Below are 23,485 nucleotides of genomic sequence, written 5' to 3'. Positions count from 1 at the left end.
ATGATTTTCGCGATCAATTTAGCGCGATAGCCCACAGAAAAGCAGCACGATTATCGAGCAAAGATTGTCGCTTTATTGATCTCAGGCTTATACTGGAACAAACTCAGTTTAACGCCAGCTTTATTCGCTGATATCGAAAGGAAATGTGGTAGGCATGAACGACGAGCCATCAAAGAACGAAATACTGACGGAAAGTGGTACGAATGAGCTAGAAATCATTGAGTTTCACTTAATCAAGCAACTTCCTGACGGCAGTACCAAAACCTGCTATTACGGTATCAACGTTGCCAAGGTTCGCGAAGTTATCCAAGTTCCGGAAACCACTGACTATCCAAACGCCCAGGCGCACATGATTGGGGTGTTTTCGTCACGCGACAAGCTAACGCCACTGATTGATCTCGCAGGCTGGTTAGGCGTCCCGACGCGTCCAGAGAAAGACAATAAGTTTGTGATTGTCACCGATTTTAACAACATGACTAATGGGTTTTTGATTGACAGTATTAGTCGTATCCATCGTATTTCCTGGGAAGCGGTTGAGTCCCCGAGCCAATTTTTAGAAGCAGGCGAGCAAGACTGTGTGGTCGCCGTTGTCCGCAAAGACAACAACCTGATTATGATCCTGGATTTTGAGAAAATCATTGCCGATATTAACCCTGAGTTGAGTATGGAAAAATACGATGTCACTCAGGACAGAAACGTCAACATTTCCGAATCCAGCGCGAAAAAACGCGAAGCAAAAACGATTTTAGTGGTGGACGATTCCGCCTTCATCCGTAGCTTGATTGAGAACACGCTACGCTCAGCTGGCTTTAACATTATATCGGCCAAAGATGGTGGCGAGGCCTTTGACAAACTCACCGAATTCGAACGCATTTCCAAAGAAGAAGGTGTGTCGATCAATGAGTTTGTGGATGCGATTGTGTCAGACGTAGAGATGCCACGTATGGACGGTATGCACTTAGTCAAACGCCTCAGAGAGATGGATACCTATAAAACCATGCCTATTATCATGTTCTCGTCGATCATGAGCGAAGATAACCGCGCTAAGGCTCTGCAATTGGGCGCCAATGATACCATCACCAAACCCGAAATCGGTCGCATGGTTAGCCTGGCTGATACCTATGTATTCGGCGCACCACTTGATGATTAATCAACGATAGAGGCCAACATAGTGAACAAAACAAAGGCTGCACATTGTCAGCCTTTGTTCGTTTTAGCGTGACAACAAAGTTGTCAGTCAAGCCATTAACTGTCGGTTACCTGTGAGCGATGACTTTCACGGTAACGGTGACTGGCAAAATAACGTTTAGCAGCTTGGTTTACCTTAGGCGCCAGCAGCAACGCGGAGACCATAGTGGGCACTGCCATCAGCCCATACGCCCCAATGAGGAATAAGAACACCACATCCAGCGATAATACCGCCCCCAGCACCACAAGCGATAAGTATAGGTACTTATAATACTGACCCGCCTGCTCGCCAAATAGATAGACAAAGCATTTATAGCCGTAATACCAAAATGTAAATACCGTGGTGAAAGACAAAACTAACACCTGTGCCGCCAATAACCAGGCCCCTGGCGCGCCAAAGGCCGCTTTAAATGCCGCCATGGTCAGACTAACACCTTGCATGCCCTCGGCTTGATCAAGCACACCAGTTACCAATATCACCAGTGCGGTACAGCTACAGACAATCAAGGTGTCAATAATGGGGCCGAGACTAGCGACCAATCCTTCTCGGACTGGCTCATTGGTTTTTGCCGCGCTGTGTGCCATGACCTCGGTGCCAATCCCGGCTTCATTAGAGAAAGCACCACGACTCACCCCCACAATAATCACACTGATCAGGCCACCGAACATCGCATCCGGTGAAAAAGCACTGGCGAAAATCGACTGAAACACGCCAGGCACGCGCTCGGCATTAAGTGCCAAAGCGGCGATCGCCATCACCATATAGCTGCCCGCCATCAAAGGCACTAGCGCACCAGCAACATCAGCCACACGCTTCAAGCCACCCCAGATCACCATACCGACGAAGACCGCCAGTACAATGCCCAGTGCCCAAGAGAACGCACTACTCTCTAGCCAAGCGATCCCCGGAAATAGCTGAGTTTGCACCACGGCACCAAGCTGGTTAATTTGGAAAGACGGCACAAATCCCATCAAGCCGGCAATGGCAAACATCACCGCTAACCATTTAAATTTTGGCCCTAAACCGTGCCGAACCGTATACATGGGGCCACCGTGGACATTGCCGTTCGCATCTTTGTGACGATACATGACCCCCAATGTACAGGTATAAAACTTGGTTGAGACTCCTAGTAATGCCGTTAACCACATCCAAAACACCGCACCCGGTCCACCTGCGCTGAGCGCCAGTGCCACGCCGGCAATATTACCAAGGCCCAAAGTGCCGGAGAGAGCGGCGGCGAGCGCCTTGCGATGAGATAAATCACCATGGCCACTGCCATCGTCCACCTTACCGGTTAACAGCTTGATACTGTGTGCCATATACCGAAACGGCGTGAGTTTGCCATAAAGGGTAAAGAAAACCCCGCCACCAACCAATAAGATCAGCATCGGTTTACCCCAGATAAACCCGACAAACGCGTTAATCCATTCTTCAATCATGTTTTGCATCCTTTCTTGATGCTTGGCTAATTACTTTGCTTACTAGACCACTGTCTAGCCGATGCACGCCAACTAACAAAATAATTAGACCATAAAGCAATAAAACCATTCTGGCGTGACTAAAAACCCATTCAAACTAAGGCCAAACACGCTTTCAGGCGATAAAAACTCCGTTCATACGTGATGTTGATCTCATAAAAACCAGACGTTATTGAATAACTAACAATACAATTTGATTTGAACACAAAGTAGAGTGCATCGCCTTCGTCGCTATCAGAGCGCTCGATATTTAACCTTACTTTTATCCGGTGTTTTGCGTCAGTAGCATTCGCTATACTCCGCGCTCACGTATACATACACCACCCATGCACTGGATTTACGCTCCAGCCAGCAAGAGGAAACAACATGTCTAAATATGTCATTTGTGCCTTATATAAATTTGTCACACTCGACGACTACCAGTCTTTGCAAGCACCATTGCTTGAAGTAATGGAAGCCAACCAAATAGGCGGCACGCTCCTTCTCGCCCAGGAAGGCATAAATGGCACAGTAGCAGCGACAAGAGAAAATATGGATGCGCTGTTTGCGTGGTTTAGAAATGACCCACGCCTAGCGGATATTGACTATAAAGAGTCGTTCGAAGACAGCCAGCCATTTAGTCGCACCAAGGTAAAACTCAAAAAAGAAATTGTGACCATGGGGGTTGAAGGCATCGATCCGCGCCAAAGCGTGGGCACTTATGTCAAACCAACAGAGTGGAATCAATTAATCAGCGATCCAGATGTGTTAGTGATCGATACGCGTAATGATTACGAAATCGAGATTGGTACCTTTGAACGAGCCGTTAATCCGCATACAGATAGCTTCCGTGAATTCCCAGACTATGTTGAACAGCAGCTTGACCCTAGCACGCACAAAAAAGTCGCCATGTTTTGTACCGGCGGGATCCGCTGTGAAAAATCGACCGCTTTTTTGAAAGAGAAAGGCTTTGATGAGGTGTATCACCTAGAAGGCGGGATCCTTAAGTACCTCGAAGAAGTGCCTGAGAGTGAAAGCTTGTGGAACGGAGAGTGTTATGTCTTCGACAGCCGTGTTGCCGTTAATCACGATTTGGAGCGAGGGTCTTACGCAATGTGTAATGCCTGTCGCCTTCCCATCACGCAAGCGGACATGGAAAGCGAACACTATGAGCAAGGCGTCTCTTGCCCTAAATGCATCGACAAACACACCGACGCCCAAAAGGCAGCGTTTCGAGAGCGAGAGTACCAAGTCCGTCTTGCACGAGAACGCGGTGAACAGCACGTCGGCGGTGAGGCGAGAAAGATCATTGAACAACGTCGCGCAATGAAAAAATTCCGGCGCCAACGTCAAAATCAAGATAAATAATAATACAAAAACGGCACGCTAGACGTGCCGTTTTTTATGATATTAGGCAGGGCTAACGTATAGTAARAGCTGGATTGTTTTACCGATGGCGTCTGTGCTGAATAAAAAGGAGTGAATAAGCGTGTTTATAGGCCCCTTTTATAGCTTGGTCGCCGCGTGTTTATTCACGATCAGCTGGTGGATACCTAACGTCCTTCTTACCTTGCTCTTCTCATGGTGTGCGGCAGCATTTTTCGCCGTTAGTATCGCTTATTGGCGCAATCAGCCTCGCCTTTTTCGCAAACGCCAGTCCGGGCAGTTGCCTCGCATCAGCCAGTGGGTGTTTGCGCCATTTTTCACCTTTACCCACCTGTACAATCGTTGGGCAAGAAAACGCGATGTTGCACCGCCCGTCCAGCAAGTCGCCCCTGGGCTCTATGTCGGTGCCCGCCTGACCTACAAAGACATCCCCGATCTGCAAGCGCAAGGTATTGATGGGATATTAGATGTTACCGCTGAATTCGAGAGCGTCGACCGTTTCACACAATCACAGGCTGTCGCCTATCTCTCGGTGCCCGTATTGGATCATGCCTATCCCTCCCGTAGCCAACTGATGCGCGCGTTACAATGGCTGCATCAACAGCGACAAGCCGGACACAAGGTGGTGGTGCATTGTGCACTAGGACGCGGACGGTCCGTGATGGTTGTTGCCGCCTATCTTTGGGCACTTTCTCCCCACCATTCGCTCGAGGATGTGCTTGGTGACATCAAAATGGTACGCCCCAAAGCACACTTGAACCAACGCCAGCGCCGCGCTTTAGTGCGTTTTCAGCAAAGCGGTGCGTTGCGGTTGGCGCGTCCCATTGCCTGGATCATTGCTAACCCTGCTGCAGGTGGAAAGAAATGGCGTAAGCACCGCGACTATATTCAGGCCTATTTAGGTGACGGGTATCGGTTAGTCGTCCATCAGACACGCCATAATCGTCGTAGTTATCAACTCGCTTGCCGCGCTGTGTCACAACAGGCTGATGTGGTGATCGCCGCCGGTGGAGACGGCACTGTGAACGCCGTTGCGCGAGCACTGATTAACACCGCAATCCCTTTAGGCGTATTACCGCTTGGCACCGCAAACGCCTTATGCCATGCATTGTGGGGGATAAAGACCAAATTTTTAAATATTGATGCCGCTTGCGATGTAATTTTAGATGGGACGCCACGAACCATCGACACCGCACGCTGTAACGGCAAAGTGGCGTTGTTAGTCGTGGGCGTTGGCTTTGAACAACAAATGATTCGCCACGCCGCTCGGGAGCAGAAAAATCAATTAGGCCAGTGGGCGTATTTGCAGGGTCTACTCGGGGCTGCCAGTCAAAATCAAGCCATCGATCTCACCGTTCAATTCGATCACCAAGCGCCTCAGTTGATCCGCACAACCAGTATGGTGGTCGCCAATGCCGCACCAATGACAACCTTATTAGCCCAAGGGCAAGGCCAACCAAATTATGCCGACGGCAAACTCGATGTCACTTGGCTCACCGCGAGTTCTACCAAAACAGATACCGCGTTGTCCCTCATGGAATTAGCATTCGCGAGTCTGTTTGAAACACGATTAGGCCGCTTTACTCACTATCAACAAGTCACACGCGTCTCGATACGTGCTACATCAGTCATTGACTATGTCATTGACGGCGAGCTTTATCGCGACCGAAAACTGACGATTGACGCGCAGCCTCAATCACTCGCGATCCTATCTCCGCCTCTTCCTGATGCCGCTCAATCAGACGATAATGCATGATATTGCTGGAGTTTGTTGTATAAGGTTTTAGGGCTGATCCCAAGCGCCTTAGCCGTACGCTGACGGTTTCCTTGACAGCGTGCGAGTGTTTGTAAAATCGCTGCTTTTTCAAGTTCATCAAGCCTGATTCCCTCTGGCAGCGAAAGCGCCTCAACCGCTGTTGACGGATCATCAGCCATCACGTTAGTGGGTAGGTCCGTGACTTCAATGCACCCATTACTCAATAGAAAGCCATGCTCAATAGCATGTTTGAGTTCACGTACATTCCCTGGCCAGTGGTAGTGCTGGACGTGCTCGAGCGCGTTATCGCTAATGCTCACGGTTGTCTGATGATTAAAATTCAATTCAGCGAGGAAATGCGTGGTCAGTGCATGAATGTCATCTCCTCGCGCCCTTAATGGCGGAACCGTCACCACAAATTGTGCCAAGCGATAATAAATATCCTCACGCAGCTTGCCTTGCTGAATCGCCTCTTGCGCGTCGCGATTGGTGGCGGCCAAAAGACGCACATTCGCTTTTTGATTGCGTGTCGAACCAACTGGGCGGTATTCCCCTGACTCCAGCACCCTCAATAATTTCACTTGCAGCGACTGGGGCATTTCCGTTATTTCATCGAGAAACACCGTTCCCCCTTCGGCTTGGTAAAAAATCCCTTGGTGATCCTGATGCGCGCCAGTGAACGCCCCCTTGACATGACCAAACAACTCACTTTCGATCAGTTCTGGGCTCAGTGCCCCACAGTTGACCGCCATAAAAGGGGCATCCCCCCCTTGGCTTCGCCTCTCCATCCCGCCTATGTCAGTCGGTCGACCCAAGCCATGGAGTGTTTTTGCGACATGCTCCTTGCCCACCCCACTCTCACCGATGATAAACACATTCGCTTGCGTTGGACCTAGTCGTTGAAGCTGGCGATACAGTGCCAGCATCGGGCTTGATGAGCCCAATAAATAGCCGTATTGATCTGCCTGGCTAGTAATAACGGGGGTACCCTGTAATTGCCCATGATCCTCACCGCGCATCTGATCAATAACGAGATGCTGGAAGGCCTGCTTATCGATAGGACGACGAAATACCGTCGCAGCCATGTCTTGGGCGTGGTGATTCCAAGCAGGAAAGGGCGCGCCATCAGTCAATAACACCCATTGCGTGTGGGTGACACGCGTCATGATGACGAGCAGTTCATCGATATCGCCATCCTTGGTGTCAACATCTAATACGACCCAGTCAGGGTCATCAACCTGACACGCTTCTAACAGTGCGGCTAACGTATCAAACCACACCACGTTCGTCGCTCGCGCGTTAAGCGCCACCTTTAGCATATGACGCAAAGAGGCATCTGACGACTGAGGTAAATAAGCGAACAAGCAAGACATATACATCGCATTCCTTCCAAGCGTTTTCTTGTTCTAGACTGCCATATCCAACCCCAGTTATTAAGTAATAATTACCAGAACTTAGGAAAAAGTTACCTAAAAAGCAAAACCATCAAATCATCAATCACTATATAAGCTGTTGATACTTAAACTATTTTAAAATTGGCATAGATTTCGCTTTTGGGAGCCTAGCAGCGCCACAACGTTGCTCACACTCATTGAAAAAGGAGGATTTAATGAAGACGACTCCGCAAGGTCGATTTCATCCTTTATTTGTATCATTAGGGTTAGCGCTTGCGCTTGGCGCTTCTTCTGTCTCTGCGGCGAGCAGCGCCAATGACTGGCAAGATGAAGCCAAAGACGCTTGGATTGATGGCAAAGCCGAGTCCATGCTGATGGTGAACACTAACCTCAATAACTTTGATATCAACACAGATGTTGAGCAAGGCGTGGTCATTCTAACCGGGAAAGTCGATACCGAGCTTGATAAAAGCTTGGCCAGTGGCTTAGTTCGTCAGATTGATGGCGTGAGTGAGATAAAAAACGAGCTCACTGTGTCGCAACCTGCGAGCCAGTCAGCCGAACTAGGTCAAGCCGTCGTTGACACCAAAGTCAGCGCGGCGCTTAAAACAAGCTTGTTGCTGAATCCCGATATTAGTGGAACCAATATTGATGTATCCGTTAACGATGGCGTCGCAACCCTATCAGGCGAAGTGAAAAGTGATGCCGCGCGCGATCTTGCCGTATTAATGGCAGAGAACGCGCAGGACGTTGAACGAGTCATTGATGAACTCGACGTCGAAGGCAATGCCTAAATAATAAGGCGTTTCGCCACTGCGTTTCGCCACTGATTAATCGCCTGTACGTAGACTTAGGCCCTTTTAATAGGAGGTATTATGCAACGCCAAGAGATGATAGATAAGTTACATAATCGCTTGCAAGACTGGAATCAAGAAATTGATAAACTTGAAGAAAAAGCGAATGTTGCTTCGGCGAATGCAAAAGCAGAGTACCGAGAGTCAATTGAGCATTTGCGCGCAAGAAAAGAGCAAGCGAAAACACGCATTAATGAGCTGCAGCATGCCAGTGACGATGCGTGGGACGACATTAAACAAGGCGCCGAACAGGCACTGACGTCTCTCAAAGATGCCTACGACTCAGCTAAACAAAAATTCTAGCGAATACGATAGGATTGAGACAATTCGCTCCAAAATCTTTGCCGCTCTCATCGGAGCGGCTTTTTTTTGCCTCTATGTTAAGGTAATAGCTCTATTTTACTGAAAAGGAGGGATTATGCAGGCTCGTGCGCTTTTTGTTGCGATATTGAGTGTTTTTGGTGCCATGTGCGCCATTCAATTTGGCGCATCCTTTGCCAAACAGCTTTTCCCTCTGGTGGGCCCTATTGGAACTACTGCCCTGCGTGTCGGTTTTTCTGCCCTCATTTTGTGGCTTGTCTTTCGCCCTTGGCGTCAGTGGCCACGCGCGCGACATTGGCGAGCGATAACGGTTTATGGTGGCTGTCTTGGTGGCATGATGATGCTGCTTTATTTGTCTATCGAGACTATTCCGTTGGGGATTGCCGTCGCACTTGAGTTTACCGGTCCTTTATTGGTGGCTTTAATCTCTATTCGTCGCGCCAGAGACAGTCTTTGGATCGTGCTCGCCGTTGGCGGTGTTATTACCCTCCTCCCCGATTTGTCTGGCGTGGATGCCTTGGATCCAAAAGGGGTGGCTTACGCATTAGCGGCGGGCGGCTGCTGGGCTGGCTATATTCTATTTGGGCAAAAGGCAGGAAATTTAGCGCCAGGCGGCGGGACGGTTGCTCTGGGCATGAGCATTGCTGCCCTTTATCTCGTACCAGCGGGCTATATTGCGACTGACGGTGCGATTTTTCAATGGCACTTGATACCCTTGGGGATCGCTGTCGCCCTTGTCTCTAGTGCTATTCCTTATTCTCTGGAGATGATAGCGTTACGCAACATGCCCAAACAAACCTTCAGTGTGATGATGAGTTTAGAGCCTGCTGTCGCCGCCATGGCTGGGCTACTCGTGCTCGATGAACAACTGGCCCTGCGTCAATGGCTCGCGATTGGTATGGTGATCAGCGCATCACTAGGCAGCACGTTATCGGCCAAAAGGCGTTAGAAAACAGTCGATCGAAAAGAGCGCCGACCATCGGCGCTCTTTTTTGTCATCCCATCGTGTTAGCGACACGGGCTCACTTTACCGAGTGCTAGCTTGCCTCGCTTAATGGCAGTGCGTGTACTTTAACGCGCTGCTGCTCGATGTATTGGCTAATCGCATCAGCCTGTTCTTCAGTCAGATACAAGCCTAGTTTGGTGCGACGCCATAAGGCATCTTCCGCATGCTGAACAAACTCATATTGCACCAGATAGTTAATTTCCACCTGGTAAACCCCATCAGCAAACCGATGACCCATCTCCGCTTCACTGTGACAACCTCTCATTAGTTGATGTGTGCGGGTACCGTAGGTATCGACAAATCGCTGCGCCGTATGATGGCTTAACCACGGATAACGTTGTTTAATCGACAGGGCGAGCTCATCCCGTGTGCAGCTGAAATCACCACCGGGAAGCGCACCGCTAGCCGTCCAAGGCTGACCCATCTTGTCAAAGAATGGCTCGAGTTTGCGCATCGCAGACTCCGCCAGCTTACGATAAGTCGTGAGCTTACCGCCAAAGATGGAAACCAACGGCGCTTGATTGCCTTGTTGCTCCAACTCTATGGTGTAGTCGCGTGTCATCGCCTGTGGCGAGTCCGATTCATCATCACACAATGGTCGCACGCCACTGTAGCTCCAAACGACATCCTGTGGCTGAATTTGGTGAGTAAAGTGCTGATTGACGACATCAACTAAGTAATCAATCTCAGCCTCGTCAATTTTTGCTTCTCGGGGATCGGCTTTATGCTCCACATCCGTGGTACCAATCAATGAGAACTTGTCGAGATATGGGATCACGAAGACGATACGGCCATCATTATTCTGCAGAATATACGCTTGTGGGTCTTGATGAATACGTGGCACAACAATATGAGAGCCTTTGATCATTTTGATCCCACGCGGCGATTTTTCGTGGAGACTGTCATCGTAGAATTGCTTCACCCAAGGGCCAGTCGCGTTCACCAATGCCTTGGCTTTGCGCTCAAAGCGCTCACCGGTATGTGCGTCCTCTAGCGTCACTCGCCAAATCGTGTTTTCACGCTCTGCCGCGACCACTTGGCAGTAATTGCGCACCTCTCCCCCTTTTTCACGCGTATATTGCGCATTGAGTAAGGTTAAGCGCGCATCATCCACCCAAGCATCTGAGTACTCAAATCCGACTTTCATGTCCTTGTTCATGTAGCCAGTTTTACGCAAATCAACCTTGTGGCTGCTCGGTAATGTTGAGCGCTTACCGAGGTGGTCATATAAAAATAATCCACAACGGATCATCCAGGCTGGGCGCAGATACGAGCGATGAGGCAAACGGAAACGCATCGGAAACGCAATATGGGGCGCCTTGTTGATCAGTACCTCACGTTCGGCCAGTGCTTCCGAGACCAAACGGAACTCATAATGCTCGAGATAGCGCAATCCACCATGAATAAGCTTCGAGCTCGCGGATGAAGTGGCCGATGCGAAATCTTTGGCATCGTACAGACCCACATTGAGTCCACGACCCGCCGCATCAGCAGCGATACCGGCACCATTAATCCCGCCCCCAACCACGAGGATGTCGAGAAGTGCGTCTTGATGAGAATTATGCGTAGTCATTTTTAGCCGACCTTGTTCAAATATGAGCGAACGAACATTAACTGATGAGTGTAACTGTATATCAACTTTCGTTTTCGGTCACTATATATGTTCGAAAAATTATTATTGACTGTGACAAGTGTAGAAGAAGTGTTAAGAAAAAGGCGTTCATGTGAACTAAAAAACCGTCTGGCGAGTAGTCCTATGCCTTTATAGGCGGAGAAAAAACGCAGTAAAAGAGAGGAACACGATCAATCGGCCGGCGACAGGGCAATATGAAAAAAGGCGCGAAAACGCGCCTTTCATTATAAAAGAGTGATATCAGGCTTACACATCTTCTTCTTCATTATGCAGCTCAGCCCACGCTTGTGCGCATTTTACTGCTCGCTTCCAACCACGATAGCGGCGATTGCGTTTTTCTTCGTCTCGATGTGGTTCAAAGCTTCGGTCCAGTTTGGCTTTATCTTTTAGCTCATCCAGGCCATCCCAGAAACCGACCGCCATACCCGCAAGGTACGCCGCGCCTAACGCGGTGACTTCTGTCACTTCCGGACGATGCACGTCGGTGTCGAGCACATCGGCTTGGAACTGCATCAAGAAGTTATTGGCAACGGCGCCGCCATCAACACGTAACGCTTCAAGCTTAATACCTGAATCCGCCTGCATGGCATCCAATACATCACGAGTTTGATAGGCAATGCTTTCTAGGGTTGCGCGAATGATATGGTTAGAGTTCACACCACGGGTCAGCCCCACAATGGTACCGCGAGCGTAGGCATCCCAATAGGGTGCTCCCAAACCGGTAAACGCCGGGACAACATACACGCCATTCGATGTATCAACTTTGGTGGCAAAGTATTCAGAGTCATGGGCATCTTCCACCACTTTTAGCTCGTCACGGAGCCATTGAATTGAGGCACCACCCATAAAGACCGCGCCCTCAAGTGCATAGGATGGTTCGCCCTGCGGGCCACAACCAATGGTAGTCAACAAGCCATGGCTCGATGTCACCTTCTCTTGCCCGGTGTTCATCAGCAAAAAGCAGCCCGTTCCATAGGTGTTTTTTGCTTGGCCGGCTTCAACACACATTTGTCCGAATAGGGCTGCTTGTTGGTCACCCGCAATCCCCGCGATAGGAATACGCGTACCGCCTTTACCACCGATGTTCGTTTGTCCATAGACTTCGGAAGAGCGGCGCACTTCAGGGAGCATTGAAGCAGGGATCCCAAGCTCATCGAGCATTTTTTGATCCCAGCACATATCATTGATATTGAACAGCATGGTGCGTGATGCGTTAGTATAATCAGTCACATGCACACGCCCTTGAGTCATCTTCCATACCAACCAGGTATCCACAGTACCGAATAGCAGTTTACCGGCTTCTGCGTCTTCGCGCGCACCTTCTACGTTGTCCAAGATCCATTTCACCTTGGTGCCAGAGAAGTAAGGGTCAAGGACTAACCCAGTATTATCACGCACATAAGACGCCAATCCACGCTCGCGCAAGTCATGACAGATGTCAGCAGTACGGCGGCATTGCCACACGATGGCATTGTAAACCGGTTTACCGGTTTCTTTGTTCCACACAACCGTGGTTTCACGTTGGTTAGTAATCCCGATCCCAGCAATCTCATCGCTACGAATGCCGGTTTTGCCCAGCACTTCCACCAGCGTTGAGCTTTGGGTGGCATAAATTTCCATTGGATCGTGCTCAACCCAACCTGCTTGCGGATAAATTTGCGTAAACTCGCGCTGAGATACACCGACGATATTGGCATCGTGATCCATAACCACTGCACGTGAGCTGGTGGTGCCTTGGTCGAGAGCAACAATATACTTGTTCGCTGACATAATAGGGTTTCCTTCTATCTCTCTTATTTTAGTCTGTATCGCGACATTTCGCGCCATGTGTCATTGCACATTGCTCAATGTCGCGCATTGCTTTATTTCATGCTGAGCGCCATTGGACACAGTGCTAGGTTAGGCGTTGACTTCTCGCGTCTCCGTTTCAGCCAGCTCATCGTCGTCACATTGGTTAGGGATCGTACATCCATGTCCTGCTTGGGGGAGATATGGGGCAATCGCTTTCGGATACAGCCAACCGCCAAAGCAGGCACCCAAAATAGGGGCAACAATAGGGACAATGAAATACGGGATATCACGCGCGCCCGTCAGGGCATAGTCCCATCCAGCGAGGTAAGCAAACAGCTTCGGACCAAAGTCACGCGCTGGATTCATCGCAAACCCGGTCAATGGACCCAAAGAGCCACCAATGACGGCAATAAGAATACCGATTAGCAGCGGATTCATTGGACCACGAGCCGCACCATTGTTTTCATCACCCAGTGCGAGAATACCGAACATCAGTACCGCAGTGATCACAAACTCTACCGCCATGGCGCCCGTAAACGACAAGGCAGGATGCGCATAGGTCGAGAAGATCCCCGCCGTCGACAAGGCCTCAGGGCTACTGCGCACCATGTTGTTTGCCAGCTCAAACTCGACAAAAAGGTTACTATAAAGGCTATAGACGAGCGCAGCCGAGGCAAACGCGCCAAGCATTTGTGAAATGATGTATGGAACAACTTTACTCTTATCAAAGCCGTGGAACGCGGCGAGTGCAATGGTGACCGCGGGGTTAATGTGCGCGCCGGACACCCCTGCGGTACAGTAAATGGCGATGGCGACACCAAAGCCCCATACAATACTGATTTCCCACTGACCAAAGTCAGCGCCGGTGAGCACTAAAGCGGCCACGCAGCCCACACCAAAAAAAATGAGTAAGCCCGTGCCGATAAACTCGGACACGCACTCTCCTAATAGAGTCGACGATGCCTTTTTCATATGATTATCCTTGTCACTGTTAGTAGGGTTACACGTTCAAAACCACACTATCATTTTGCATAATCACAGCATCTCGAAAACAAACTCACAACAAAAATGAGCGTTCGAGCATAATTTTATGTCTCAATACTGACATTTTTGTTAACCACATCATCATTTGAGCAAGTTCGCGCACAAAGTGAACAAGTGGAGCTTGGGCAGCTTGGAAGGCAGGCGGCGCGTCGCTCGCCCCGCCTGTTGCGGCATTAGCCGGCTGGAGAGAATGTTTGCTATTTGTTAATTCATGGTTGCTTAGCGATACCGATGGTATCTAGATCAATCCCCTGCTCTTTCGCAAGCGATTCGAGTACGGGAAGTAAAGGACCCAATTGCTCATTGAGCGTCTCGCGCACCGTATCGACCATGACTTGCGTCTGGCGCTCGATTTCGAGATTCACTTGATCCCCTTCCACCTTTCGCTCGAACGTTGTCATTCGACGTGTTTCAGGAATAAGCCAAACGTCAAACCAGCCTTGGTCTTTGTTCACCTCTGCGATGGTCAAACTCGCACCATTGATGGCAATATAGCCTTTGGAAAAAACATAGCGCATCCATTCAGGCTGTACCGAAAAGCGCAAACGATAATTTTCTTCTTGTACCAGCACATCGGATAAGGTCGCACGGCAATCCACGTGTCCAGATAACGGATGTCCACCAATTTCAGCGCCATCTTTCGCGGCACGTTCAGCATTCACCGCATCCCCAGCTTTGATGCTTTTTAGTGTCGTAATCGCGAGACTTTGTACCATCACATCGAAGCGAACCAGCGTTTGTTCAAGCTGCTCAGTCACTGTCAAGCACACACCATCGATGGCGACACTGGCTCCTACCGCTAACCCCTCACAAAAACCATCCGGGAAACGAATATCGAATGTTCGAATACCTTGATGATCGCGGCAAACTTCAATATGTGCCACCGCTTGAATAATTCCGGTAAACATGGGCATATCCTATTGAGCATTTCCCAGTATCATACTGCTTGGCAACAAAAATGACCAATGCATAACTGATAATCAATCTCATTAACATTGCTAGTTACCCAGAGCTGGCGTATAGTGCGCGCTTTTATACGTCAGTGAAGTAGTATCAATATGCCATATCGCTCTCTACGTTTTTCCATTTTGGCAGCCTTTGCCGTTAGTGCCCAAACCGCCAGTGCGACCACAAACTCCTCTTCTAGCCGCATTGAAACTATAGAGATACAAGGTGAGCAATTAAACCACCCTATCACCCTCACCTCACCCGGAAAGTCGACGTTAGAGCTAGACGATATCCAACGTGAACAGGCGCATAATATCGGAGAATTGGTAATGAAGATGCCTGGCGTCTCACTCGACGCTGGCGCACGTCCAGGCAGTGAACGTATCAATGTGTGGGGCTTTTCGCATCCCTCGGCACTGTCTGTTCGGGTCGATGGTGCCCCCGTCGGCTTTCAACAGTATCGCTATGGTAGCTTTTTCATCGATCCTCAGTTACTACGATCCGTGCGCGTAGTAAGAGGCGATCATAATGTGCGTGCCAGTATGGGGGCTTTTGGTGGCAGCTTTATCATGGAAACCAAAGAAGCGGCTGACTTTCTTGACCCTGATTCGTCGATTGGCGCGATGGCTCAAGCCGGCTTCAACAGTGTGAACCAACAATGGAAGCGCAGTGTGACCACTTATGGTGCTTCTGACGCTGGTTGGTCAGTGCTGTTGCACGGCTCTCGACGTGATGCCGATGATATCGAACTGGGCAACGGTGATGTCTTTACGTTCTCTGGCTACCGTCAACACAGTTTGCTGGGTAAGATTCGCTACCAGTCAAACGCGCACAATATGATGCTCAGCCACACCCGCTATGACGACCAAGGGAGAAAGCCGTGGGCGAATCGTCGCGGCACCATGCCTTCAATTAGTGATTACAAAATCAATAAATATGGTAGCTACGAAGCCGCATTATTCGCCACCTCAGTAGATAATCACTATCGCGAATATACCAGTACGTTGAATTATCACTATCAACCGTTTAACGACAATATCGACACCCGTGTCGTGATCGCGCATTCACAAAACCATCGCTATTGGGAGCGCCCAGATAGTACCTATCAGTCTTACATCACATCAGGCCAATACGGCCACCAAGTCTGGTTGTCCTATGAGCGTTGGTTTGCCGAGATCACCAATACCAGTTACCTCGGTGATCACGAAGTCATGATCGGGGCCCAGTATCAAGATCAAGACCGAGACTCACACGTCTACAACCATACGTATCGTAAAAAGCCATCGAAAAACAACGGCTACTACACACCCAACTTTGAACCATCGGGCGCGCAACAAACAGCCAGTGTGTTTGTACAAGATAAGTACTTTATTACCCCAGATCTCGAACTCACCGCCTCACTTCGCTATAGCCATATTCGATCACAAGGTGTGCCAAACCCAGCGCCTGATTACAACGATCCATCAGTCGGCCATGATTACAGCGCTATCAGCCACCAAGGCTGGGAGCCCCGTGTTGCATTGACTTATGATGTCAGTGCATCAACACAGCTTAAAGCGGCTTATGCCTATGGAGTGAAAGCGCCAACCATTGACGAGTTATATACGGTGCAATATGCCAAGGCCTCAAAACGGGCATCTTCAAGTCGCGACCTTTCCGTCACTCGTATCAATGCGTATCTGTTGGGCTTGTCTGATAAACGTCAAAATGTGTTAACTGCGGGCGATCATCTCGCCTCCGAAGTCACATTATTCTGGAATGATATTATTCATGATGTTGCCCAGCGCCGAGGTGTCAATGCGACCAAGCAAAAAGAGGGCTATTACACCAACTTGGACGGGCGCTATACCTACGGTTTCGACGCACAACTGCAATATCGTCTCGACAAGTGGTCTGCCGATGCGTCTGTCTCTATGGTGCGAGGTAAACACAAAGGTTCGTTGCGCGATAGCACTGGCGACGACGAATACTGGTATGAAAACCCACCACTCAATGCCATGTTAGGAATTGGGCACCAATTAACGGATACCATCCAAATCGGGTGGCAAGGACAATACTGGGACGAACAGGACCGCGTTCCTAACGAGCCTTCTTTACACACAGCCAACGTAGCCAGTGACGCCTACTTTTTCCAAAACCTGTATGGAGAATGGAAACCCAGCGATGATTTCGTGCTTCACGCAACCATCGTCAATCTTACCGATCAGTATTACACGCCTTATCTGTCTGCCGGTGTGCCAGCCGCTGGCCGAGATATCCGCATTAATGCCACGATGCGTTTTTAACCAATCGGGAGAAGCCCAACTCGCAAAGCCGGACACACGTTCGGCTTTGTCCGTTCATGCTGGCACAATTACCCTTAAATATTTAAGGGTTTATTTTTGATGGAAATCACGTTATTGATACACATCACATTTCCTCCTCGACAGCTTCGGAGGCTAGTTAATGACGACCATTGCCGTATTTAGCGCCAAATCTTATGACAAGGCCGCCTTCTCCCATGTGAATGCTGCGTTTGATTATACGTTTGAGTTCCATGATTTCTTACTCACTGAAAAAACCGCCAAAATGGCGCAAGGTGCGCAAGCCATTTGTGCTTTCGTGAACGACGACCTTTCTCGACCTGTTTTAGAAATTCTGGCAGATTCAGGGGTTTATTTAGTTGCATTACGTTGCGCGGGGTACGATCGTGTCGATTTGGATGCTGCCAAGTCGTTGGGCATCACCGTGGTCCGTGTCCCCGCTTACTCGCCTGAGTCGGTCGCCGAGCATACGGTTGGCATGATGATGTGCCTCAACCGCCGTTTTCATAAAGCATACCAACGCACCCGAGACGCTAACTTTGAGCTGGATGGTTTAGTTGGGTTTAATTTCCATGGTAAGACAGCTGGGATCATCGGCACGGGCAAAATCGGTATTGCTACCATGCGCATTCTTAATGGGCTAGGCATGCGTATTCTCTGCCACGACCCCTATGAAAACCCCGAAGCCATTGCGCTTGGTGCTGAGTATGTCTCGAAAGAAACGCTGTATGCCCAAAGCGACATTGTTTCCCTGCATTGCCCAATGTCTCAAGATAACTATCACTTGCTTAGCGCCGACGCCTTTGCGCAAATGAAAGATGGCGTGATGATAATCAATACCAGCCGAGGCGAGCTACTCGACTCGGTTGCCGCCATTGAGGCACTTAAACAGGGGCGCATCGGATCGTTGGGACTCGATGTTTACGATAATGAGCGTGAACTGTTTTTCCAAGATAAATCGAATGATGTGATTGTCGATGATGTGTTCCGTCGCCTTTCAGCCTGTCACAACGTGCTGATCACCGGCCACCAAGCGTTCTTGACCAAAGAAGCACTGCACAATATCGCCGAGACGACTTTAACCAATATTCAAACCGTTCTGGGCGGGCAAACCTGTCAAAACCAGATCGCTGAAGTCGAAGATCGCAGCGATTAACCTCGCGTGTTTCACGGATTCACCCATAAAACAGGCCTGGATATTCAGGCCTGTTTCCGCTCAATGATCACGGGATAACGTCAGTGCTACATGGCTTCCATAAAAATCTTGGCGATTTCGTCGTGTGTTGCTTGTTTCGGGTTAGTGAAACCACACGCATCTTTCAACGCATTTTCAGTCAGCACATCAATATCTTCTTGTTTGGCACCTAATTCATTCAAGCCAGCTGGAATTCCTACGTCCGTTGAAAGCGACTGAATGGCTTGGATGGCGGCTTTCGCCCCCTCATCAGCCGTCATATTCTCCGTATCCACGCCCATTGCGGTGGCAACATCACGCAAACGCGCGGCGCAAACCTGCGCGTTATAGCGCTGAACATGAGGCAACAATACGGCATTGCACACGCCATGCGGCAAGTCATAAAAGCCACCAAGCTGGTGAGCCATCGCGTGAACATAACCCAGTGACGCATTATTAAATGCCATGCCCGCCATAAACTGGGCATAGGCCATTTGCTCACGCGCGTCGATGTTTTGTCCATCCGCCACAGCGGTGCGAAGATTCTCTTGGATTAACGTCATCGCTTTTAACGCCACTGCATCGGTAATCGGTGTCGCGGCGGTAGACACATAGGCTTCAATCGCGTGAGTGAGCGCATCCATACCTGTGGCCGCCGTTAATGAGGCGGGTTTAGCCAACATTAACTCAGGGTCGTTGACCGAAATAATAGGTGTAGTGTGCTTATCCACAATCGCCATTTTGATATGACGCGCTTCATCGGTGATGATACAAAACCGCGTCATTTCCGATGCCGTTCCTGCCGTTGTATTAATCGCGATAAGCGGCAACTGCGGTTTGGCAGATTGATCAACCCCCTCATAGTCGCCTATTTGCCCGCCATTAGTCGCCACCAGGGCAATCCCTTTAGCGCAATCGTGTGGTGAGCCACCTCCGAGTGAAATCACGCAATCACACTGGCCCTCTTGCAACAAGGCCAGACCTTGCGCCACGTTATCAGTCGTCGGGTTCGGCTGTGTGCCATCATAGACCACACAATCGACCTGCCGGCTATCAAGCAGCGCGGCTATTTGTTTTACCACACCAATTTGACTCAATACCTTATCTGTCACGATCAGGGCTTTTTTGAATCCGTGTGATTGAATCGCGTCTGCCGCTTCTGCAAGGCACCCTGCCCCCATAAGGTTAACGGCTGGGATAAAGAAAGTGCTCGACATGATCGTTGGCTCCTTTTGTAGGGGTAACGGGGTTGTCACAGAGACTGTGCTCCCCTTTTGATTTGATGCCTTTTTGTAACACGTAGTTTGTTCGTCACATTTTGATCCAGCGCAATTTGCTTGACAGGATGCAGAGCTAAAAAGGCAGAATTGAGAGTTGTGTCATCGGCGTGCTCAATATCGTTTAAAACGGCAGCAACAATTCATTTTTTTGACACTTTCTTGAAGAACACTGTCTAACGTGCGATAGGTTATGGTAGCTAACGCGTAAATAGAGAGAAGACAATGGGAAAAAAATACAAACTCACCGCTGTGGCAGTATTGACGGCATCTTTGGCGCTCACCGGCTGTGAATCGATGTCTAACACCCAAAAGGGCGCAGCCATTGGTGCCATCACCGGGGCTATCGCGGGTAAATCGACATCCAATCATAAGGATAAGCGCGCATTTATTGGGGCCGCGATTGGTGCCATCGGAGGGGCTGCGGTCGGCAACTACATGGATAAACAAGAGCAAGCTTTCCGTGAGGAACTGGCTGGTTCTGGCATCCAAGTGGTCCGTGAAGGGGATAATATTCGCTTGATTATGCCGTCAAACATCACGTTTGGGCTTGACCAAGACGCCATTGCTGCCGACTTTTATCCGACCCTCAATGCCGTCGCTAAAGTGATGCGTAAATACGATAAAACCTTTTTAAGCATTGAAGGGCACACGGATAACACCGGTGCCGCCTCTTACAACCAACGCTTGTCAGAGCGCCGTGCAATGAGTGTTAAGAGCTACCTTGCCAGCCAATCGATTGACAGCGCACGCCTGTATACCTCGGGATTTGGTGAAACCCGTCCTCTGGTCGCGAACAACAGCGCCTCAAACCGCGCCTTGAACCGTCGCGTCGAGATCCAAGTCGTTCCTAATACCCAGTAATCATGAGTCCGGCGCGTTCATCGTACGTGAGCGCGCCGAATAAACAGACTACAAAGCATCTAAGTTATCGAGCAACGCTTCTGCGTGATGTAAGATGCCATCACGCTGGGTCGGCGCCATTTTGTCCCAATTTCTATAAGGCATTGCTGTACGCGGGTTATGCGCAAATCGCTCGCGATGCCGATGCATAAAATGCCAATAAAGTGCGTTGAGCGGGCACGCTTTCTCGCCGGTTTTGTCCTTCACCGAATAATGGCAATCACCGCAATAATCACTCATGCGATGAATATAGGCCCCACTGGCGGCATAAGGCTTAGTCGCCACAAGCCCGTTATCGGCAAACTGGGTCATCCCTCGGGTGTTAGGCATCTCAACCCACTCAATCGCGTCGATATAAATCGACAAATACCAATCATCTACCTCATCCGGCGCGACGCCCGCCAATAGGCAAAAGTTGCCCGTCACCATTAAGCGTTGGATATGATGCGCGTATGCGGTCTGCAAGGATTGCGTGACCGCCTGTGAGACACAACGCATTTTGGTATCGCCCGTCCAAAAAAAACGAGGAAGCGGCCGCTGCGCGGATAATGCGTTCTTGTTAGCGTAGGCAGGCATGTTTGTCCAATATACCCCGCGTATATACTCTCGCCAGCCTAGAATTTGACGCACAAACCCTTCAATTTGAGCAAGGTTAATCGCCTCCTCCGCTCGAAAGTGGCTAATCGCCGTTTCAATCACCTGCATTGGATGCAATAGCTTGGCATTTAACGCAAAGGATAGACGGCTGTGATAGAGGCTCCATTGGTGTTCGCTTTGCCCTGTCATAGCGTCTTGGAATTGACCAAACAGGGGCAGACAGTGACGACAAAAATGATCCAACAACGTTTTAGCCTGTGAACGGGTCACAGGCCAGAGCAAGTCTGGCGCAGGCTCTCCGATCGTCGCCACGTGATGCCGTTCAATACGCGCCAAAATATCGCGTACATCATTGCTAAATATTAAGGGGGTTGGAATAGCCGCTAAATCACTTTTCTTGAGTTTATTACGATTGTCTTGATCGAAGTTCCACCGCCCTCCCTCTGGAGATTCTCCCTCCATCAAAATGCCAAACTGCCGTCGCATATCGCGATAGAAATACTCCATTTTGCGATGTTTATTGGCAGTGAACTGCTTGGATATTTGATCGAACGGCAGTAAAAAGTGCTCGGTATCCACGCATGTCACTGTGACAGGCTGGGGTAAAGCCATCTCTTTTAATTGCTCGTCTAGCCGGTATTCGTCCGGGCGTTGATATTCAAACGTTTTGATCTGATAGTGCTCGCACAGATCAGCCACTAACGCCGGTAAGTTTTCGTAATTTTGCGTGTCATCCAAGGTTAGGTAGCAAACATGATGCCCCGCTTGACTCAGGGCATGGGAAAACACTTCCATGGTAGCGAAGAAAGCGCACACCTTTTGGATATGATGTTTGACATAGGTTGCTTCTTGCTTGAGCTCGGCAACAAGATACAGCACATTTTCATCGGTCTTTTTGTACCATGAGTGGCTGGCGTTGAGTTGATCACCTAACACAAGACGCAACGTTGAGTACTGGCTATTGGTCACTGGCACCTCGGTATTTATCAAATAAGCTTTAAGCGATACGCAGCAAACCACATTTTCGATGATTAACCCTGGCGGGTGCTTGAATCTTAGGGAAAACCCTCTACATTAGAGCCAGTATTGATCACCCATGCGGCGGCGAGGCGATGAGAGCATTCTTTGTCGGGCTTTTTTTACTCCCAATTGCAATGATAGTGGCTGAGCCAGCGCGTGCCATGAATGAACCGGCAAGCCAATTTGTTCAAGATCTTCGCTTTCATGGCTATATCGACAATTATGGCAATGTGAAACTTCGCTTTGCCCCGATTACCGCTCTACCGGCAGGCTTTAAGACCAAAGGTTACTTGGATATTGAAGCCAGTGATATCGTACGTCTCCCGCGTGGGCTTGATATTGGTGGTTACTTTAATGCCGCCAATACAGCGATTAGACAACTCCCAAGAATGAAAGTGGGCGGATATATCAACCTCACCAATACCGCCATTAACCGCCTTCCTCCTAATTTAGTCGTGCGGGGTGATTTAAGCCTCGTCAACACACCGCTTACGCAATTACCGCGCCGTTTGTTTGTGGAAGGAAATCTATACCTGACAAATTCACCCATTGAGCGCATTCCTGACGATATCTACGTAGGCGGAAATCTCTATATCCGCGGTACCAATATCCAGTCAGTCAGCCCCGATCTTCGTATTGAAGGCCAGGTGCTTCCTTCTTTAAATCAATGATCTCGCGCTCGGCGTTGATCGAATTAGTTGTCAATCCGTACGTTAATCCCGAGCCTAGTTTTTAAATTACAGTCAAAAAAACGGTCCACTATGATTATCTTACATCATCTAGAGCAGTCGCGATCGCAGCGGATTGTCTGGTTATTAGAGTCGCTGGCGATTCCGTATCAGCTGGTACGTCACCAACGTGATCCAAAAACCAAACTTGCGCCTCGCGAACTGAAGAAGATACACAGTTTAGGGAAAGCACCCATCATCGAAGACGGCGATGTGGTGATTGCCGAGTCAGGGGCGATCATTGAATATCTTATCGACAAGTACGGCGATGGCACGCTAACCCCCAACACGGATAAAGAAAAGGGCCTGTACCGCTATTGGATGCATTATGCGGAAGGCTCCCTGATGCCGCCGTTGGTGATGTCTTTGATCTTTAGCAAGATCCCAGAATCACCGATGCCATTCTTTATTCGTCCCGTGGCAAAAAAGCTGATGAAAGGCGTCACTGAACAGTTTCTCGCCCCTCAGCTTCGCGATCATTTTACGATGATTGATTCACATCTCGCCAAACACACCTGGCTGTGTGGAGATACGCTAACAGCGGCCGACATTCAGATGAGCTTTCCGTTACTAGCGGCGCGCAAGCAATTGGATGCTCAAAAGCACGCCAATATTCTTCGCTACCTTGAACACGTTGAGCAACAGCCTGGGTATCAAAATGCCTTGTGTGTTGTCGGCCCTCTACAAGCGTTATAAAACCACCC

19 protein-coding genes are annotated in these 23,485 nt (G+C 49.5%); 11 read left to right on the top strand and 8 right to left on the bottom strand.

Annotation, left to right across the window (positions count from 1 at the left end; translation table 11 throughout):
* Positions 1–154 precede the first annotated feature (154 nt).
* Positions 155–1,150, top strand: a complete 996-nt coding sequence (locus tag BZG72_RS03365; protein WP_077578456.1) for a chemotaxis protein CheV — start codon at positions 155–157, stop codon at positions 1,148–1,150.
* A gap of 95 nt (positions 1,151–1,245) precedes the next feature.
* Here the strand turns inward: BZG72_RS03365 and BZG72_RS03360 are convergent, their stop codons facing one another.
* Positions 1,246–2,628, bottom strand: a complete 1,383-nt coding sequence (locus tag BZG72_RS03360) for an alanine/glycine:cation symporter family protein (protein WP_198930046.1) — start codon at positions 2,626–2,628, stop codon at positions 1,246–1,248.
* Between the two features lie 405 nt (positions 2,629–3,033).
* On the opposite strand from BZG72_RS03360, the gene trhO reads away from it, so the two are divergent.
* Positions 3,034–4,014, top strand: coding sequence for an oxygen-dependent tRNA uridine(34) hydroxylase TrhO (gene trhO, locus BZG72_RS03355; RefSeq protein WP_077666079.1), 981 nt, complete (start codon positions 3,034–3,036; stop codon positions 4,012–4,014).
* A 121-nt stretch (positions 4,015–4,135) separates the two neighbouring features.
* A complete protein-coding gene (locus BZG72_RS03350; protein ID WP_046075681.1) occupies positions 4,136–5,788 on the top strand; it encodes a diacylglycerol kinase family protein in 1,653 nt (550 codons plus the stop codon).
* Here BZG72_RS03350 and BZG72_RS03345 read toward each other — a convergent pair.
* Positions 5,767–7,161, bottom strand: a complete 1,395-nt coding sequence (locus tag BZG72_RS03345; protein WP_198930045.1) for a sigma-54-dependent transcriptional regulator — start codon at positions 7,159–7,161, stop codon at positions 5,767–5,769. The genes BZG72_RS03350 and BZG72_RS03345 overlap by 22 nt on opposite strands.
* A gap of 236 nt (positions 7,162–7,397) precedes the next feature.
* Between BZG72_RS03345 and BZG72_RS03340 the strand changes: the two genes are divergently transcribed.
* The 3 genes from BZG72_RS03340 to BZG72_RS03330 all read left to right on the top strand — a co-directional run bounded on the left by BZG72_RS03340 (position 7,398) and on the right by BZG72_RS03330 (position 9,306).
* Entirely contained in the window at positions 7,398–7,976 is a 579-nt protein-coding gene (locus BZG72_RS03340; protein WP_077666077.1) for a BON domain-containing protein, read from the top strand.
* Between the two features lie 81 nt (positions 7,977–8,057).
* Complete coding sequence (locus tag BZG72_RS03335) at positions 8,058–8,339, top strand: hypothetical protein (protein WP_046075679.1); 282 nt, start codon at positions 8,058–8,060, stop codon at positions 8,337–8,339.
* A 115-nt stretch (positions 8,340–8,454) separates the two neighbouring features.
* Entirely contained in the window at positions 8,455–9,306 is an 852-nt protein-coding gene (locus tag BZG72_RS03330; protein WP_077666076.1) for an EamA family transporter, read from the top strand.
* 88 nt (positions 9,307–9,394) lie between these two features.
* Here the strand turns inward: BZG72_RS03330 and glpD are convergent, their stop codons facing one another.
* The 4 genes from glpD to BZG72_RS03310 all read right to left on the bottom strand — a co-directional run bounded on the left by glpD (position 9,395) and on the right by BZG72_RS03310 (position 14,739).
* Positions 9,395–10,936 (bottom strand): glycerol-3-phosphate dehydrogenase, encoded by a 1,542-nt coding sequence (glpD, locus tag BZG72_RS03325; protein ID WP_077638371.1) that lies wholly within the window; start codon positions 10,934–10,936, stop codon positions 9,395–9,397.
* A 306-nt stretch (positions 10,937–11,242) separates the two neighbouring features.
* Positions 11,243–12,766, bottom strand: coding sequence for a glycerol kinase GlpK (glpK, locus tag BZG72_RS03320; RefSeq protein ID WP_077578463.1), 1,524 nt, complete (start codon positions 12,764–12,766; stop codon positions 11,243–11,245).
* A 129-nt stretch (positions 12,767–12,895) separates the two neighbouring features.
* Positions 12,896–13,759, bottom strand: a complete 864-nt coding sequence (locus BZG72_RS03315) for an MIP/aquaporin family protein (RefSeq protein ID WP_077578464.1) — start codon at positions 13,757–13,759, stop codon at positions 12,896–12,898.
* A gap of 281 nt (positions 13,760–14,040) precedes the next feature.
* The gene (locus BZG72_RS03310) at positions 14,041–14,739 is read right to left on the bottom strand and encodes a riboflavin synthase subunit alpha (RefSeq protein WP_077666075.1); all 699 of its coding nucleotides are present in this window, start codon (positions 14,737–14,739) and stop codon (positions 14,041–14,043) included.
* Between the two features lie 150 nt (positions 14,740–14,889).
* Here BZG72_RS03310 and BZG72_RS03305 point away from each other — a divergent pair, with 150 nt between their 5' ends.
* Both BZG72_RS03305 and BZG72_RS03300 read left to right on the top strand, forming a co-directional pair.
* Positions 14,890–17,064: a TonB-dependent receptor domain-containing protein gene (locus BZG72_RS03305; RefSeq protein WP_077666074.1), complete on the top strand. Its 2,175-nt coding sequence runs from the start codon at positions 14,890–14,892 to the stop codon at positions 17,062–17,064.
* 160 nt (positions 17,065–17,224) lie between these two features.
* Entirely contained in the window at positions 17,225–18,238 is a 1,014-nt protein-coding gene (locus BZG72_RS03300) for a 2-hydroxyacid dehydrogenase (protein ID WP_077606719.1), read from the top strand.
* A gap of 86 nt (positions 18,239–18,324) precedes the next feature.
* On the opposite strand, the gene yiaY is transcribed toward BZG72_RS03300, so the two are convergent.
* Entirely contained in the window at positions 18,325–19,473 is a 1,149-nt protein-coding gene (gene yiaY, locus BZG72_RS03295) for an L-threonine dehydrogenase (RefSeq protein ID WP_077666073.1), read from the bottom strand.
* A gap of 285 nt (positions 19,474–19,758) precedes the next feature.
* Here yiaY and BZG72_RS03290 point away from each other — a divergent pair, with 285 nt between their 5' ends.
* Positions 19,759–20,397 (top strand): OmpA family protein, encoded by a 639-nt coding sequence (locus tag BZG72_RS03290; RefSeq protein WP_077666072.1) that lies wholly within the window; start codon positions 19,759–19,761, stop codon positions 20,395–20,397.
* A gap of 48 nt (positions 20,398–20,445) precedes the next feature.
* Here BZG72_RS03290 and BZG72_RS03285 read toward each other — a convergent pair whose 3' ends face one another.
* Complete coding sequence (locus BZG72_RS03285) at positions 20,446–22,002, bottom strand: cryptochrome/photolyase family protein (protein WP_241832507.1); 1,557 nt, start codon at positions 22,000–22,002, stop codon at positions 20,446–20,448.
* Between the two features lie 143 nt (positions 22,003–22,145).
* Between BZG72_RS03285 and BZG72_RS03280 the strand changes: the two genes are divergently transcribed.
* Both BZG72_RS03280 and BZG72_RS03275 read left to right on the top strand, forming a co-directional pair.
* Positions 22,146–22,724: a hypothetical protein gene (locus BZG72_RS03280; protein ID WP_235606037.1), complete on the top strand. Its 579-nt coding sequence runs from the start codon at positions 22,146–22,148 to the stop codon at positions 22,722–22,724.
* A 90-nt stretch (positions 22,725–22,814) separates the two neighbouring features.
* Positions 22,815–23,477: a glutathione S-transferase gene (locus BZG72_RS03275; protein WP_077666071.1), complete on the top strand. Its 663-nt coding sequence runs from the start codon at positions 22,815–22,817 to the stop codon at positions 23,475–23,477.
* Positions 23,478–23,485: the final 8 nt, after the last annotated feature.

The organism is Salinivibrio sp. PR6 (genome assembly GCF_001995955.1).
Lineage (GTDB): Bacteria > Pseudomonadota > Gammaproteobacteria > Enterobacterales > Vibrionaceae > Salinivibrio > Salinivibrio siamensis.
This window is presented reverse-complemented; position numbering and strand designations above follow the sequence as displayed.

What these genes read in the sequence shown, in the direction of transcription:
- BZG72_RS03365 (WP_077578456.1), top strand. Translation starts at nt 155, where the DNA reads ATGAACGACGAGCCATCAAAGAACGAAATACTGACGGAAAGTGGTACG.
- glpD (WP_077638371.1), bottom strand. Translation starts at nt 10,936, where the DNA reads ATGACTACGCATAATTCTCATCAAGACGCACTTCTCGACATCCTCGTG.
- BZG72_RS03310 (WP_077666075.1), bottom strand. Translation starts at nt 14,739, where the DNA reads ATGTTTACCGGAATTATTCAAGCGGTGGCACATATTGAAGTTTGCCGC.
- yiaY (WP_077666073.1), bottom strand. Translation starts at nt 19,473, where the DNA reads ATGTCGAGCACTTTCTTTATCCCAGCCGTTAACCTTATGGGGGCAGGG.
- BZG72_RS03360 (WP_198930046.1), bottom strand. Translation starts at nt 2,628, where the DNA reads ATGATTGAAGAATGGATTAACGCGTTTGTCGGGTTTATCTGGGGTAAA.
- BZG72_RS03340 (WP_077666077.1), top strand. Translation starts at nt 7,398, where the DNA reads ATGAAGACGACTCCGCAAGGTCGATTTCATCCTTTATTTGTATCATTA.
- BZG72_RS03300 (WP_077606719.1), top strand. Translation starts at nt 17,225, where the DNA reads ATGACGACCATTGCCGTATTTAGCGCCAAATCTTATGACAAGGCCGCC.
- BZG72_RS03330 (WP_077666076.1), top strand. Translation starts at nt 8,455, where the DNA reads ATGCAGGCTCGTGCGCTTTTTGTTGCGATATTGAGTGTTTTTGGTGCC.
- BZG72_RS03305 (WP_077666074.1), top strand. Translation starts at nt 14,890, where the DNA reads ATGCCATATCGCTCTCTACGTTTTTCCATTTTGGCAGCCTTTGCCGTT.
- BZG72_RS03290 (WP_077666072.1), top strand. Translation starts at nt 19,759, where the DNA reads ATGGGAAAAAAATACAAACTCACCGCTGTGGCAGTATTGACGGCATCT.
- trhO (WP_077666079.1), top strand. Translation starts at nt 3,034, where the DNA reads ATGTCTAAATATGTCATTTGTGCCTTATATAAATTTGTCACACTCGAC.
- BZG72_RS03280 (WP_235606037.1), top strand. Translation starts at nt 22,146, where the DNA reads ATGAGAGCATTCTTTGTCGGGCTTTTTTTACTCCCAATTGCAATGATA.
- BZG72_RS03315 (WP_077578464.1), bottom strand. Translation starts at nt 13,759, where the DNA reads ATGAAAAAGGCATCGTCGACTCTATTAGGAGAGTGCGTGTCCGAGTTT.
- BZG72_RS03275 (WP_077666071.1), top strand. Translation starts at nt 22,815, where the DNA reads ATGATTATCTTACATCATCTAGAGCAGTCGCGATCGCAGCGGATTGTC.
- glpK (WP_077578463.1), bottom strand. Translation starts at nt 12,766, where the DNA reads ATGTCAGCGAACAAGTATATTGTTGCTCTCGACCAAGGCACCACCAGC.
- BZG72_RS03335 (WP_046075679.1), top strand. Translation starts at nt 8,058, where the DNA reads ATGCAACGCCAAGAGATGATAGATAAGTTACATAATCGCTTGCAAGAC.
- BZG72_RS03345 (WP_198930045.1), bottom strand. Translation starts at nt 7,161, where the DNA reads ATGTCTTGCTTGTTCGCTTATTTACCTCAGTCGTCAGATGCCTCTTTG.